Genomic DNA, 12,957 nt, shown 5'->3' on the forward strand with positions numbered 1-12,957 from the left:
CATCTTTAAATTAGTAAACAGTGTCTGAACTTTGATCTGTCCAGGTGCCATCTCCTGCGGATGTATCCTCTGAATAACTTTCCGTTGAAGCGGGGGGTGTATACGTGCTGTATCCTGTGTACCCCATTTGGGTAGCGACTTTATCTGCCAATTCGGTGAATTTCTCTTTCAATTCTTCGTTGCGAACTTTGCTGATACTGTCGACTGCACTCAGGTATTTTTCTAAGGTGACTTCACTTGTCACCTCATCCCCATCAAGCATTTCATCAAAAGTTTCTTGTAATTTTGCAGTGCGGTCCAATTGAGTATCCGCATATTCTAAATAGGAAACAACTAACTCTTTCCATTTACTATCCTCAAAAAAGCTCAGATTTTCACGGACATTCCCGACATCCGTTTCTTTTAGATCAGCTCTAATGATGACATCATTTTCAGCACTTTGCCAATTTGAAACACCTTCAGTAAATAAGGCTTCCGTATCCGCTTGTACTTTTAATTTTGCCTCGATGTCTTTTAGCTGATCATCAAGGGCGGTTTTTTCTTGTTGGATCTCCACTGACTCACTTGGCAGTGCATCATCATCGATCCCATAATCGTCTGCAGATACTTTCACTGCAGAAAGTTTTGCGACTGTTTTAAGAACGTCTTCTTCTTTAAGATCTTTTCGCAAAAACGTTTGATCTTCGTTGCTGTAAAATTCAGCAATTTCATTTGACAACTCATTGATGCGATCTTTTTCGCTGGCAATCGCTGTCTGTGCATATTCGACTCGTTGCTGATATTGCCTTTGGTTATTTTGTCGGTAACCAATAAAACAAATTGCAACGGCGCCAATACCAACGGCTAAAACAGTCAAAGTCTTTATTAACGGCTTTCCCATGAACACACTCCCTACTTCAATTGTGCTTGTTTAAGCATTCTGCCTTCCTCTCACATAATAAAGGCAATTCTAGTTTATTATAAGAGAAATGTATCATTAAATAAAGGAAATTCCCGTTTTTTATTTATTAAGGTATATTTTTCGTCAATAAAAGACTTATATAATGCCAAACATCAGTTATTTTAAAAAACCATAAATAACGTCTACTTTACTTGACAGTTTTTTTAAACCCTCATTTTAAATAATGAATAATTCAGTTATAATCGTTGTTCTCATCACCTTTGAAGGTTGTCACATTATAGAAAAATAACCTTAAGAGATTATATTCGTTCACTTTCTCAACATCTTTTCATTATAAATAGAAAAGATAAGAAATTCAGAAAGTATTTTTATACACTTTTCTTGTTATTATAAATTAATTTGGCAAAGCTGAATTCTTTTCTTGGCGCACTTAGGGTTTCCTTTGCGGCTGCTATTTATTTACGTCAATCGTCCCTGTTAAAATTATAAGTTGTCTTTCGCAAAGTGACTTTTTTCTTCAATTCTGTTCTCCTTAATATTCAATCGCCCCCCCGAAAAACAATAATCATTTAATTTTTATTCCACCACTAAAAACTTATCGTCTCGCCCCCTCTCTGGCTATTCAATTTCCATCAATCTTCTTCGACATGCTGGGAAAAACGTGTTTCTACCTATATATATGCCGATCGTCAGTTGATTTATAGAAAATGCAAAAAATCTCGCATAGACTCAGGTATAGATTTCACCAATTGATGAAATACATGATTTGTTTTTTCTTCCCTATCTTCTTTAAGATGAATAAGTAAGATTTGCGATTTTGTTCATGAAAGGAGCCACGTCTTGAGAAATTTTCAAATAAATTTTATTACTAATACTGCAACGATTCGATGGCTGAAAATTTTGAGGGCATTCGAGAAAAATTATCAATGTTCGACTCAAGGTTTGGCAAAAATTTCAGGAAGTACCACGCGAACGATCGTTACGGATGTGACGGATCTAAAAGAGTACTTTGGCGATTGTTTATCGATCGACTCTTCTCACAAGGGGTATATTTTTTCGATCAAACATTCCGCTGTTTATTTAACGAAAAAACGTGCGCTGATTGCCAATGAGATTCTCTTCCATATCATCGAAAGTATTTTCCACAATGATCTTTATAGCTCATCTGAATGGGCTGAGAAATACCATATATCAGAAAGCACTGTTCTTCGCTATTTGCGGAAAGTGCAACCGATTTTTTCTTTCTATCGTTTGGAGATCCAAACCAATCCTATTTGCTTTATTGGTGAGGAGATCAATATTCGCAAGTTTTTCCATGATTTCTATTACGAATCGGAAATTACTGCCCATACGATTTTTCCGCCGATCGCCATCCAAAATATCACTGCTAGCGCTTTTTCTAGATGTTATCAACTTGACCAGCATGCTTGTTCATTTGGTGAATTCAATTACTACTTGTATATCACCTTTGAGCGCCATTGTGCGGGTCAAGGTATCGAGTTGCCTAAGCAAATAAAAAAAATATTTGAGCAATATAATGATTTTCGGCTATTTTCTGAAATCAACGAGGCAATGAATGAACAATACCAAAAAGAACTTCCCTATGAGGAAGTCCTTTATTTGTTCTTATTGGTGAAAACCCGTCGCTCGATCAGCAACTTGGCGATCGAACAAACCTTTTGTAAAGAGTATAATCATTGGCCTGAAATTAAGCAGCTTGCTGCAGCCTTTGTCAAGGATTGTTTGCCAGATACTCAAGATAGCGCTCGTGACCGGCTCTTAGTAGAATCCTTTTTTACGGTAGCAAAAATCAAGCAATTATTATCCCCCTTATTAAACCATATGATTTCGGATACCGTTCATTTTGTCGAAGAGGCGTATATGGATGATTACCATTTATTTAAAAACTATCTGTTGACGCAACCATTAGCCAGAGAAATTTGGGACAGTATCACACTGGAACACTTAGGAACGAGTCTTACGATGTACGTTACCTCTATTAAATCTTTGTACTGGCAAGCAAAGAAGAATGTCGCTTTTTTGTTTGAAGGCCCCTTTTATTTATGTCAATTATTAAAATGCAAATCTGTTCGTTATTTGCGCAGCTCTCGGACATTTTATTTTCCAGACTCTAATGAATTGTCGGCAGGCTATTTGGAAAAAAATCAAATTGATTTGATCGTCACCAACTATACGGAATACATTACCGAATATGCCCAAGACATTGATTATTTGCTATTCAAAACTTTTCCCGATGAGCATGACTGGGAAGCTTTAGAAGAAAAACTGAATGCCAACTTCAATCCTTGATAAATGAAAATCTTGGCTCTTTAATTTATGGGACTGAGGAATCATAACTGATTCTTCAGCCCCATTTTCATTTTAGGTATTAAAAAACATATCGTTCTCTAGTATGATTAGATCACCACAAAATAAATAACTGAGAAAACGATTGTAAGGACTTATGGGCAATTTAAATCAAAACAGAGCGTATCCGTTCGGGTCGGCACTGACACAGCGATACGCTCTCTACTTATGCCTTATTCTATTAAAAGCAAAAAAAGAAGCAGCCACTTCATTCAGTGAGCTGCTTCTTGCTAGTTGATTGATTAATCAAGAATCGTTACTTTTACTTGACGACGTCCCCATTGGATACATTGTGCTACGTTATCAAAGTGAACATCAATGATATTTCCTTTGATCGCGCCACCAGTATCAAGCGCTAGTGCTACGCCATAGCCTTCAACATTGACTAAGGTGCCTAACGGAATCACGCTTGGATCCACGGCAACTGCCATTGGATTTTTACGTAAGTCTGTACCGCTTGCTGTAAAGAAACTGGAGCCAGCTTCTTTATAAGAGTAGGCAGTTGATTCCATCATCAATGTCCGACCACTACTTGTATTGCTGTTGTTGCTATTGTTATTGTTGTTGTTATTGCTTGAGCTGCTATTTGAGCTATTGTTACTGCTTGAAGAGCTGCTCGATGATGAGGTGCTGCTTTCAGTCGTATTGCTGCTCGATGAAGCAGCCGCTTGTGATTCAGAAGCGCTTGAACGTTCGGCAGCTTGGGCTGCTTCTTTTTCTGCTTTTTCTTTCGCTGCTTGTTCTGCCGCTTCTTTGGCTGCTCGTTCTTCTGCTGCTTTTTCAGCAGCTAAGCGAGCTGTTTCAGCTTCTTTGCTTGAAGCGATTTGTGCCAAGGTTGATTCGTTTTCTTTCAATTGGGCTTGTAGATTCGCAATTTTTGAATCCAGTGTTTTGGCTTCTGATTCTAATGCGGTTTGATTTTCTTTCAATGATTGCTGTGTTGACTGTGCTTTTTCTTCTAAAGCTTCTAGCTTTTCTTTTTCAGCTGTTAATGAATCGATCTTTTCTTTTTCCAAGTTTTGTAACATCGTCATCGCATAGGCACGATTGATAAAATCTTGGATGTTTGATGATTCTAACAGTACCGTCCAGTCTCTGGTAGCCCCGCCATTGACTTGGATGTCTTTCATACGTTCCGCAACGACTGCTTCACGCTTTTCAATTGTTTCTTGTGCAGTTTTGATTTCTGCTTTGGTTGTTGCTAATGATTCTTCATTTTCAGCGATTTGAGCTTTTAGCTCTTCTACCTCACTGTATTTCGCATTCACATCAGTCAATGCAATCTGTACTTCCGTACTGATTTCCTGACTTTGCTGCATGACGGCACTTTCTTGCTCTTGCAATGATTCAAGTGACTCAGCCTGCGCAAAGATTGGAGAAACGATTCCTGCCGCAAAGACAGCGACAACGATTGTTCGTAGTTTCTTTGCCTTCAAAAAATTCCCTCACTTCTCACTATGTTTTCCAACATATCCTATTATACAAATTCTTAAGAAGAATTTTATTGCAGGACCTTTACAATTTGTTACAAATTATCGTAAAAGTGGGTGTTTTAATCGTCTTTTTCAACTGAAATGAGTCAGAAGTGGGAAGAATCAGCATTGATAAGGGTTTATTTTTTGTAACCTTACCGTAACAAACCTATTTTTTCTTACGGATCGCTTCAATAAATCGAGACAATTCCTGACTGCTTTTTATCTGATTGATTTCTAACTTTTGAAAGTTTTTTAAGAGTCTTCTTTGATGGAAATTCAATCTCGGTAGATTCTGTTTTAATACGCGCCATTCTTCTGGAAACGCTGCGAAGCGCCCTTGCCAATCGTTTTTATATAGCTCAATATTTTCAGCCAATTCTTTTTTGTGCTGTTCAAAGGCTTGATTGACCTGTTGCACCGCTTTCTGAAAGGCAACCAAGTTAGCTAGGGTATAGCCCATATCAAAAGAGAGAACCATCAATAAGAAAACTGGCAATAAGAATCCTACGCGAGCACTCAATGTTTGAACAATCTCCAGCATTTGCGGATGAACAAATCGAACAATGAGCACACAGCACACGCCCCAAAAAAGAGAAATCGGCAATGCCACCCGTCCATTGATATTTAATGGGACTTCTTTATAATCCCACCATGAGGCATGAAAAAAACGCTCAAGTAAATAACTTGTCACATATTCAAGCACGGTAACCAACAACGCTGCCGCAAAGAACAGTGGAATCACTTGCTCATGCAATGGCCGCAATAAATAGACAACGCCAAGAATCCCAAAGCCGTAGATGGGTGTGATGGGACCAACAAGGAAGCCCCGATAAACAAAGTGCTTGGCTTTTAGTGAGCAATAAATGGTTTCCCAAAGCCAACCGATAAATGAGTACAAGAAAAATAATAAAATGATCCGTTCAAATTGAACCATACCTATCCGCTCCTTTTCAAACTGTCACAATGATTTGTGCAATCGTACTTGTCATCACAATCATACCACAAATCAATCAGTCTTATTTTGAATCAGTGCAGTAGCTTATTCCCTGTTTGAACGTTCTTTTTTCGTTGCTTATTGATCACCAAAAATAATTGATGGGTGCACTTGTTCTTTCAAACTATAGCCACACAGTTCTTTGTTAAAGGTAAAATGATCTTGTTCCACATTTGCAATGATCTCATCTTCGGAAAATCCGTGAAAATCGTAGTCATTGATATAACTGCGAAGTAATACTAATTTTGCATCGATCAAGAGAACTCTTTGGATATCCATCCAAAAAGCCATGTCTTTGTTTTTCAATATTTTTTTCAATTCTGCTTCCTGTGCTAACCAGTACGCATAGACTGATGGCATTTCACCTTTAATGGTTTCAGCAGATAATCCTTCTCTCATTTTTACTAGATACTCATTTACTGATTGATAAAACAATTTCCTTCCCCCTAGTTCCATTTTTTTTAAACGTAGATCTTATGTTTCTTCTATTCCTCGCCGCTTTGAGCTATCTTTCTCTATCCGGCTGTCGCTGATGTCGCCCTACTTTTTGTATCGAAAGAAGCCATAGTATTTCGCAACAAAATTCTGACAATTATTCAAAACAAATAGATAAATAAAAAACACACTATTATTTTATAGATATAACCGACACAATTTTTAACTTCACTATTCTTTTAATGCTTCCTTTCTTTTCTAAAGCATAGCAAAAGTCGCCCCGTATTTATAATCAACTTTTGCATCAATCTAAGAAAAAAGTGAAAATAAGCGGTAACAGTCAGTTATTTCGGCTTCATTTTTTTAAATTTATTATTTAACAATCCTTTATTTTTTTCTTTTCATGCAGTAACTGAGAATATTTTATTGCGTTATTTCCTTTCCTATTATACGATTAACTAAATAATGTTGGTTATTTGAAAATAGAAAACAAAGGGGAACGTGAGAATAATGAGAAAAAGTGTTGTTTTTAGTTTATTGGGGTTCACACTTCTTTTTGCTGGCTGTACGCCAAAAGAGGAGAAACCAGCTTCAGAAAGCACGGAAAATGCAAGCGCTACAAGCTTATCTATGACTTCGTCAACAGAAGTCACGCAAGAATCGACGGGCTCTTCCAGCGAAGCGGCTTTACCGAGTTCGGAACAAACCATCACAGGCGTGAGTGGAACAAACTATACCATCGATTTGCCTAGTAATTGGCAAGAGGTACCCGATTTCACTTCATTGAATCCTGACAATGATTTCATGTTGTCAGATGCGTTAGAAACGAAATACTTAGCTGCAGTCGTTGAATCGAAACAAGATTTTGCCGATTTAGAAACTTATCTCGGATTGGTTCAAGAAAATTTGGCAACAAGCTTCGATACGACCGCCACCTTTTTACCAATTCCTGACACGAAGGCCTATTTCGTTGATTTCCCAGCGACAGTTGAAGGGCTAAATATCCACTATATTTATTATGTACTTGAAACCGACAATAATTATGTTCAGTTGTATGGTTGGACGTTAGAAAGCTTATACGACTCTTCAAAAGACGAGCTAACAGCGATCATGAACAGCTTCAAAGAAGAATAAACAAAACATCTGGAACCATTTTGGCAAATAGCCGCAAAAATGGTTCCAGATGTTTTTTCATTTTATCTACTTTATCTACGGACTACAAGACGCTGTCCTACAAGAATCAATGAGCCAGAAAGATTATTCCACTGCATCAACTGATTCACAGTCACACTGTAGCGTTGCGAAATGCCCCATAGAGTGTCTCCCGAACGTACGGTATAGGTGGTGCTGTTTGATGAGGAAGTGTTCGTTTCTTGAACATACGCTGCACTTACCCAGCCACGCCCTTCAATTCGATACCAGACGTTGTTGCCATTCACACTGGTTCCGGTCTTTTGCGCAACCGCGCGAAAAGAGGAGTTGTTTAACAAAGAACCAACAATTCTGGCACTGGTAGACGCATCAGAGCGAATATTCAATGTTGCGGTTGTACGAAACTCTTTGTTGATGCTTTGCTCAGAGCTATTACTTCCAGCGTTCACTTCTGTCACGTACGTAGCACTCACCCAGCCGCGTCCTTGAATTCGATACCACACATTGTTTCCGTTGACACTCGTTCCCGTCTTTTGAGCGACTGCTCGAAATGTCGCATTACTTGCCAAGGAGCCAACAACAGAAGCGCTAGTCGATGCATCTGAACGGATGTTCAAGGCAGCAGTTGTGCGGAACTCTTTGTTGATGCTTTGTTCGGCATTGTTGTTATTGTTGTTGTTGTTGTTACCATTATTATTGTTGTTATCATTCCCACCCGTATTCGATGAGATCTCCGTCACGTGAGCAGCACTTACCCAGCCACGTCCTTGAATTCGATACCACGTCGTATTGCCGTTCACACTGGTACCAGTTTTTTGCGCTACTGCTTCAAATGTTGCATTGGCAGCCAATGAACCAACGATCGAGGCGCTAGTGGAAGCATCCGAACGGATATTGAGTGCTGCATTTGTTCTGAATTGCTTATTGATCGCCTGCTCAGAATTGTTACTGTTGTTATCATTTGAACCGCCACCACTTGATGTATCGTACTGGGTCAAATTGTGCGTTTCAATCAAGTTGTTTAGCTTACTTGCATAAGAAGTATCGGTGGCATAACGTCCTTGCAGCCATTGAGTCGCGTCACGATAAGAATTTGTATTAGACTTCCATGCCCCATGGTAGAAGAAAACACCCGGCGAAAATGAGGTAGTTCTCAAAACGTGCGCATTGTCTTGAAAAGATTCTTTTAATGAGGGGTATTTACGAAACCTAGCAATAATCGGATAGAGATTGCCATTCCCGTCATCTTCCATGGTTTGCATCTCTACAAATTGTCCATTGTAAGATCCCTTGATACCAAACATATTATTTGCAAGAGTGGTCAGCGTGGATTGCCCCCAACCTGATTCTAAGATCGCTTGGGCAATCATGACCGAAGCGTAGAGGTCATTTGCCCCGGCAACTTCTTGTGCCATTGGTCCTACTTGCTGAATAAATGCTTGCTGATTGTTGGAACGTGCCATTGGATTATTGTAGTTGGGCATGACCTTCGTTTCAATGGCGATCCGCTCTTCTTCTGACAGAACAGGAATATCACTATCGGTTTCTGCTTCATTCTGTTCAGAAGCATCATCTGCTGGTGCATTTTCGGGTACCTCTTGGATGTCTACTCCATCCGCACTTTCAGCTTCTGATGGATCGGTACTACCTTGAGTTGCTGGTGATCCCTCGTTCACTTCTTGATCTTCTACAATGCTCACTGAATCATGCGTCGATGTGTCTTGGGTTGACTCTGCTGTTTCAACTACTTGAACACCATTTTGGGCTTCTGCTGACTCGAGTGTATCTGCTAAAACATTCATCGGCAAAATATTCACCGTACTAACAAGTGCAGCGGTTGCCGCCGCACTTTTACGGTAAAGAAGCCCTCTTTTTTGTTTCTTCGCACGATAACGAAGTTGTTTTCTTTCTTCCATTTGTCTCTCCTTAAAACTACAGCTAGCTACTTCTTACATTCTTACTGCAAAGCTAGGTGTAAAATGAGCGGTGCTGCCAACAGAAATATTTTGTCCTGGGCGTGGTGCATGAATGTATTGTCCGCCACCTAAAGCAATGGCTACATGATAGGTGCTACCTGATGAACCCCAGAATAAAAGATCTCCTGGTTGTGCTTGGCTAACGGAAATCACTGTACCGGCTGTTTCTTGTGGCACCGTCCATCCACCAATATCTCTCCCTGTTACTTGTAAAAAGACATAGCGAGTAAACCCAGAACAGTCAAAGCTGTCCGGTCCTTTGGCACCCCACACATAGGGTTTTCCGATATGCTTATAGGCTTCTGCCACGATTGCAGCACCATTTGTTGATGCTGGTGCAGAAGGTGCTGGCGGCGTCACGATCGGTGCAGGTGACGGAGCAGGCGTTGGCGCCGGTGTTGGTGTAACTGGCGTCGGTGCTGGCGTTGGTGCAGGAACTGCAGGTGCACTGTCCGCTGGCGTCTCCGGTGCTGCAGGTGTCACTGGTGTTTCTGGCTCATGAATTTCTGGTGTATCTACTGGTGTTTCCTCTGGAACCTCTGGTGTTTCAACCGGTTCAGATTCTTGCGTTTCCTCTGGTTGCGTTTCTGCTGGTGCTTCTGGCTCTTCCACTGGCGCTGGGCTCTCTGTTTCTGCGTCAGGTTCTGTGCTCTCTACTTGAACAGCTGCTTCATTCAAGGCTGCTTCTTCCGCTGCAGCTTGTTCTGCCTGCTGTTGCGCCGCTTGTTCCGCTTGGGCTTGTAAAGCAGCTACTCGGGCAGCTTCTTCACGAATTCTCGCTTGCTCCGCTTCATAGGCTTCTTTTTCCGCACGCAGCTGTTCTTTTTCTTCTTCTTTCGTTGCTTCTTCGTAGGCTAAATTACTAACTAAGACATTTAATTCTGCTTGGCTTGCTTCCAAAATACCTTTTTGTGCTTCCAGATGGCTCTGTGCTGCTTGCAATTCTGCCACTTTTTCTTGTGATTCCGCACGCTTTTGTTCAACAGCTTGTTGGTCGGCTTTTTGCTGTTCGATCACTTCATTATTCGCTCGAATGATCGTCGTCATCGCATGCAAACGACCGACTAGATCACTGACAGAGTCCGCCTCTAGTACCGCTGTTAGAAAATGGTCGCCTTTTCCATTAACTTGTGTTTCTCTGGCTTGCTTTTCAATGTTTTCTGAGCGTTTGGCAATGCGCTCTTCTAACTGACTGATTTCCTGATCCAATCCTTCGATCGCTTGCAACAAATCACTTTGCTGCGCTAAAATGATTGCTGCTTCTTGATTTAACGAATCAATTTCTGCAGACAATCCGTCAATTTCCCCTTGTACGCTTTGACGTTGCTGTCTCAACTGATCAATTTCGTTATTTTTTTGTTCGATCAATTGATCGTGATTCGTAGCAAAAACGGTCACAGGTCCGCCGAATGATGACAATACAATGCCGCACATACACACTGTTGCAAAGATTTTCTTCTTCATCTGATCCTCCAAATTCAATTTTAAAACTTTTTTTTCATTTATTTGACCATTTTCATTTTACCATAGTTCAGCAACAAACCCAATCCGTAAGCGATTTACATTTTAGTTACATAAATAAGCTCTGTTTTTTTATTACATGTTCCCCACTCCTATCCCACCGACACGCCGATTGAATCCCTATGTATCAACTGTTCAAGAAAACTTCATAGAAAAAGTCCTTTTTCTTAAGAAAAAATAAATAATGTTGTAGATTTCACTTTTATTACATTAATTTTCTGCAAAATATGCTTGATTCACAAAGTTATAAACAGACGAAAAAAGCTCCTTCCTAGTGTTTTCTAGAAAAGAGCGAGTTTTTTTGTCTGTGTTATTCACGATAAGGGAGTAGTTGTCTCATTACGGCGATTTGGTCATCAATGGTCTGTTCTGTGATGTGACCGGTCAGAGCCAAAATCCCTAATCCTTCAATCACGAACATATAGTTTTCTGCAATCACTGCCAAGTTTTCATCTTTTAATACACCTTGCTGAACGCCCACTTGAAAAATCTCATGGATCGTCCGTTTCGTCTCAGCGAGTTGAGCTTGCTGCAGTGAACTGGAGGCTTCGGTTTTATGCGTATAGTAATACTCATAGACGGCTCGCAGCATACCGTCAGAAATGCTGTGGAGTAGACGCTTGCGATGGTCGGAAAAATATTTGTTTAAAATCGTTTCAAAGGGTACTTGCTCCATGATCATCTCTCGTACATCATCAAATTTTCGTTTGGAACGCTGCTCTAACACTGCCAAAAAAATCTCATCCACCGAACGAAAGTACAAATAAATGCCGCCGCGACTAATGCCGCACTCTTCGATAATGTCCTTCATTGTCGCATCAATCAAACCTTTCTTACTAAAGACGACTTTGGCACTTTCAAGAATCAAATCACGCTTTTGTTGTTTTTTCTTTTCAGCTGTAGTCAATTCACTCTGCTGCTTCTTCGCCATTTTTTTGGCTCCTTTCATCACATTATTAATGACACTCGTGTCATTTTGTTGTATAATCAACCTAACTTAAAAATGACACGAGTGTCATTATAAAAAAGGAGTTTTTACAATGAATACAAAAAGCAAAACCTATCGCCTTGTCATTCGTGCCATTTTGACTGCTATTATTATTTTACAGACGATGGTGCCTTTCCTTGGATTTATTCCGATCGGTATCACTAGTTTGACGATCATCCATATCACGGTAATCGTCGCTGCCATCGTTTTAGGGACAAAAGACGGGATGTTCATTGGCTTAGTCTGGGGCATTTTTACCATGATCCGTGCGTTTACCTCCCCGACAACGCCCTTGGACATTGCCGTTTTCACCAACCCAATCATCTCGGTGGTCCCCCGTGTGTTGGTTGGCTTAGTGGCTGGTCTCTTATTTACGATCATTTACAAAAAGACCAAAAAAGTCGTCGCTGCTTCGATTGTTGCAGCGATCTTTGGGACCATCACAAATACAGTTTTGGTCTTAACCCTAATGGGAACCTTATATACTGGGTTAGTTGCCAATACCTATGGTGTCGATGCTTCGGCTTTATTCGTGACCCTCGGTGGAATTGCTATAACGAATGGAATCTCTGAGGTGATCACAGCTGCGATCTTAACACCCATTCTAGTAAAAGCCTTATTTGCGGCAACCAGTTTACGTCCAGAAAATCGTTAGTCCCTTCTCTTATCCTATCATTTTTTTCACGTTCTGAGTACTCTTTGCCCAAACATTAAAAGCCCCCGATTTAAGAAAGCTTCTATTGTATAGAAAGGCTTTCTTAGATTAGGGGGCTTCTTCTTTTATTGGTTAAAAAAAGGTGGACAGCAAGGCAAGGATCGCTAGACCGCCTTGGGTCAAAATAATTTTCTTGTCGCTAGTCACACTGCCATATGCAGCTACTAAGATAATGTAGATCAGCAACAAGCGACTGATTTCCAATGGTGCTGAAGCAAAGGTAATACTATACAGTAACCCCAAACCAATGAGTCCATTGTAAACCCCTTGGTTTTTGAACAAGGTCACAACGATCGGTCGTTCAAGTTCTGCTTTCGTCACGTTGAAGACCCGCGCCGTTGCTTTGGACGTAGTGGCAAATGTTTCTAAATAGAGAATATAGAAAAACTCTAAGGCAACCAGTACAATCAAAATCGTCGATAAAATCGTCATC

Annotated in this window: 11 protein-coding genes; 3 read left to right on the forward strand and 8 right to left on the reverse strand. The window is 40.3% G+C overall.

Annotation, left to right across the window (positions count from 1 at the left end; genetic code table 11):
• Positions 1-10 precede the first annotated feature (10 nt).
• On the reverse strand, positions 11-880 hold the full coding sequence (locus IGJ42_RS10615) for a hypothetical protein (protein WP_429967944.1): 870 nt from the start codon (positions 878-880) through the stop codon (positions 11-13).
• A gap of 861 nt (positions 881-1,741) precedes the next feature.
• Between IGJ42_RS10615 and IGJ42_RS10620 the strand changes: the two genes are divergently transcribed.
• A complete protein-coding gene (locus IGJ42_RS10620) occupies positions 1,742-3,211 on the forward strand; it encodes a helix-turn-helix domain-containing protein (RefSeq protein ID WP_429969254.1) in 1,470 nt (489 codons plus the stop codon).
• A gap of 299 nt (positions 3,212-3,510) precedes the next feature.
• On the opposite strand, the gene IGJ42_RS10625 is transcribed toward IGJ42_RS10620, so the two are convergent.
• The 3 genes from IGJ42_RS10625 to IGJ42_RS10635 all read right to left on the reverse strand — a co-directional run bounded on the left by IGJ42_RS10625 (position 3,511) and on the right by IGJ42_RS10635 (position 6,193).
• Positions 3,511-4,704, reverse strand: coding sequence for a 3D domain-containing protein (locus tag IGJ42_RS10625; protein ID WP_429969255.1), 1,194 nt, complete (start codon positions 4,702-4,704; stop codon positions 3,511-3,513).
• 205 nt (positions 4,705-4,909) lie between these two features.
• Entirely contained in the window at positions 4,910-5,677 is a 768-nt protein-coding gene (locus IGJ42_RS10630; RefSeq protein ID WP_400451138.1) for a putative ABC transporter permease, read from the reverse strand.
• A 138-nt stretch (positions 5,678-5,815) separates the two neighbouring features.
• A complete protein-coding gene (locus IGJ42_RS10635; RefSeq protein WP_005234961.1) occupies positions 5,816-6,193 on the reverse strand; it encodes a DUF7006 family protein in 378 nt (125 codons plus the stop codon).
• A 489-nt stretch (positions 6,194-6,682) separates the two neighbouring features.
• Here IGJ42_RS10635 and IGJ42_RS10640 point away from each other — a divergent pair, with 489 nt between their 5' ends.
• Positions 6,683-7,306 carry a hypothetical protein gene (locus tag IGJ42_RS10640; protein ID WP_429969256.1) on the forward strand — a complete coding sequence of 208 codons (624 nt, stop codon included), beginning with the start codon at positions 6,683-6,685 and terminating at the stop codon, positions 7,304-7,306.
• A gap of 71 nt (positions 7,307-7,377) precedes the next feature.
• Here the strand turns inward: IGJ42_RS10640 and IGJ42_RS10645 are convergent, their stop codons facing one another.
• The 3 genes from IGJ42_RS10645 to IGJ42_RS10655 all read right to left on the reverse strand — a co-directional run bounded on the left by IGJ42_RS10645 (position 7,378) and on the right by IGJ42_RS10655 (position 11,752).
• A complete protein-coding gene (locus IGJ42_RS10645) occupies positions 7,378-9,240 on the reverse strand; it encodes a glucosaminidase domain-containing protein (RefSeq protein ID WP_429967947.1) in 1,863 nt (620 codons plus the stop codon).
• A 33-nt stretch (positions 9,241-9,273) separates the two neighbouring features.
• On the reverse strand, positions 9,274-10,764 hold the full coding sequence (locus tag IGJ42_RS10650; RefSeq protein ID WP_429967948.1) for an NlpC/P60 family protein: 1,491 nt from the start codon (positions 10,762-10,764) through the stop codon (positions 9,274-9,276).
• A 367-nt stretch (positions 10,765-11,131) separates the two neighbouring features.
• A complete protein-coding gene (locus tag IGJ42_RS10655) occupies positions 11,132-11,752 on the reverse strand; it encodes a TetR/AcrR family transcriptional regulator (protein ID WP_005225615.1) in 621 nt (206 codons plus the stop codon).
• A 109-nt stretch (positions 11,753-11,861) separates the two neighbouring features.
• Between IGJ42_RS10655 and IGJ42_RS10660 the strand changes: the two genes are divergently transcribed.
• The gene (locus IGJ42_RS10660; protein ID WP_005234954.1) at positions 11,862-12,464 is read left to right on the forward strand and encodes an ECF transporter S component; all 603 of its coding nucleotides are present in this window, start codon (positions 11,862-11,864) and stop codon (positions 12,462-12,464) included.
• A gap of 132 nt (positions 12,465-12,596) precedes the next feature.
• On the opposite strand, the gene IGJ42_RS10665 is transcribed toward IGJ42_RS10660, so the two are convergent.
• Positions 12,597-12,956: a DUF1304 domain-containing protein gene (locus IGJ42_RS10665; protein WP_016613516.1), complete on the reverse strand. Its 360-nt coding sequence runs from the start codon at positions 12,954-12,956 to the stop codon at positions 12,597-12,599.
• Position 12,957: the final 1 nt, after the last annotated feature.

This window comes from Enterococcus sp. DIV1067f, assembly GCF_050543505.1.
Taxonomy (GTDB): domain Bacteria; phylum Bacillota; class Bacilli; order Lactobacillales; family Enterococcaceae; genus Enterococcus_D; species Enterococcus_D entomosocium.